The sequence below is a fragment of the Sphingomonas olei genome (genome assembly GCF_045369765.1).
Taxonomy (GTDB): domain Bacteria; phylum Pseudomonadota; class Alphaproteobacteria; order Sphingomonadales; family Sphingomonadaceae; genus Sphingomonas; species Sphingomonas panaciterrae.
This window is the reverse complement of sequence record NZ_JBIQEU010000057.1, coordinates 1-2,240: the sequence shown is the minus strand read 5'-3', so window position 1 is coordinate 2,240 and position 2,240 is coordinate 1. Positions and strand designations below refer to the sequence as shown.

At 73.1% G+C, this 2,240-nt stretch carries 2 protein-coding genes; both read left to right on the top strand.

The annotated features are described in order from the left end of the window. Positions 1-1,525 (top strand): ATP-binding protein (locus tag ACH0BU_RS17965; protein WP_500264467.1); only part of this gene is annotated, 1,525 nt, incomplete at its 5' end. 58 nt (positions 1,526-1,583) lie between these two features. Further along, the coding region (locus ACH0BU_RS17960) for an SLC13 family permease (protein ID WP_500264466.1) at positions 1,584-2,240 on the top strand (657 nt) is incomplete at its 3' end.

Genomic DNA, 2,240 nt, shown 5'->3' with positions numbered 1-2,240 from the left:
GGAGGCGCAGGCGCAGGCGGCGGCGGATGTTGTCGGCGCGGCGCTGCGCGCGATCGGGGCCGAGCCGCCGGCAGACCCGGCGATGCTGGCGGCGAGCGCGCAGGCGCGGGTGCGCGAGGCGATCGCGGCGGCATCGGCGCGGGCCGAGCTGGAGAAGGCGTTGGCGCGCGCGACCGCCGAACTGGCGGCGGCGGAGCGGGACGATGCCGCGCCGCCATCGGACCCGGAGACGCAATCCGATGGCGGTGCAGGGCGTGAAGGGGGGCGGCTTGGCGACTTGCTGCGCGAGGCCGGCTTGCTTCGCGCCGGGTTGATGCCTGAGGATCAGCCGCCAGCCGCTGGCGTCGAGGCGCTGGCCGATGCGCTGGCGGCGATCGAGGGGGTGGCGGAGGAGCTGACCAGCCGCGCCGATGTGGTGCGGCAGATCGCCGGGATGGAAGCGGACGCGCGCGCCTTCGCCGAGGAAACGGCGGCGGTGCTGGCGGCGCTGGGGCGGAGCAGCGCGGAGCCGGCGACGCGGATCGTCGCGGCGCTGGCGGCGGAATGGCGCCGCGCGGAGGGCGCGCGCGAGCGGCTCGCCGGGCTTACCGCCGAACGCGATCGGCTGAGCCGCGAAGAGGACAAGGCGGCGGCGCAGCGGCTGGCGGCCGAGCGGGTCATCGACGGCTTGCGCGAACGGATCGGCGCCGATGACGAGGCGGCGCTGGATTCGGCGGTGGCGGCGGCGGGCGAGCGGGCGCGGCTGATCGCCACGATCCGCGAGGCGGAGGCGGAGCTTGCCGGCCTCGCCGGGCCGGAGGGGCTCGAGGCGCTGGCCGCCGAGGTGGCGGCGCTGTCCCCCGAGGAGGAGGCGATTGCGCAGGCCAGCCTGACCGAGCGGCGGGCCGACGTCGCCGCCGCGCGCGAGGAAGTGGGCCGCGCGCTGGCCGAGGCGGAGGCGGCGTTCGCGCGCGCGGCGCAGGACAGCAGCGCGGCGGACGCGCAGCAGATCGTCGCCGACAGCGCGGCGGCGATGGGCGCGGCGGCGGAGGCGCATGTCGAGGCGGTGGCGGCGGCGGCGCTGCTTCGCTGGGTGCTGGACCGCCATCGCCAGCAGAACCAGGCGCCGCTGATCGACCGCGCGGGCACGCTGTTCGCGACGGTGACGGCGGGGGCGTTCGCCGGGCTGGGCGTCGATTATGACGAGCAGGACCGACCCGCGATCCGCGCGATCCGGGCCGGGGGAACGGCGGTCGGCGTCGAGGCGCTGTCGGAGGGGACGCGCGACCAATTGTACCTGGCGTTGCGGCTGGGCGCGATCGAGACCGGGCAACATGCGCTGCCGATCGTGTGCGACGATTTGCTGATCACCGCCGATGACGAACGCGCGGCGGCGATGCTTCGCGTGCTGGCGGTGGCGGCGCGGCGCAACCAGGTGCTGCTGTTCACCCACCATGCGCATCTGATCGACGTGGCGCGCGGCGCGCTGGGCGAGGGCGGTTTCCGGCTGCACCGGCTGGAGCCCGCGGCGCTGGCGGCGGCATGAGGCTGCGGGGGGAACGCTTTTGCGTGGCATCATCGCGGGACCGGCCTAGAGGGCGGTGATGATGATGAATGTTGCGCACGCGCTGGCCCCCTATCTGCCGGTGCTTGGCCTGCTGTTTATCGTGCTTCTGTTCGTCGCCTTTACGGTGGAGCGGTTTCCGCCGGTGACGATCGCGGTATGCGGGGCGGCGCTGATGATCGCGTTCGGCTGGCTGACCCCGGCGCTGATCGCCCAGTCCTTCTCCAATTCGGCGCCGATCGCCATTGGCGCGTTCTTCATCCTGTCGGGTGCGCTGGTCCGCACGGGGACGATCGAGGCGGTGGCGAGCCTCATCATCCGGCGCGCGGGCAAGCACCCGCGGCGGACGGTGGTGGAGATGATGTCGGGCGCGGCGATCGTACCGGCGTTCATCAATAACACGCCGGTCGTCATCGTCCTGATACCGCTGGTCCGGCGGCTGGCGCGCGCGGTTGGCATATCGGCGACGCGGCTGCTGATCCCCTTGTCCTACCTGTCGATCCTGGGCGGGACGCTGACGCTGATCGGCACGTCGACCAACCTGCTGGTGGATGGTGTCGCGCGGGCGAACGGCCAACCGGGGTTCGGCATTTTCGAGATTACCGGCGTGGGGCTGGTGACTGTCCGTCGTCAGAACATTCGGCACAACTCGCGGCGTAGATTAGCGGAGTGCGGACCTCGTCAGGGGGTTGATGTT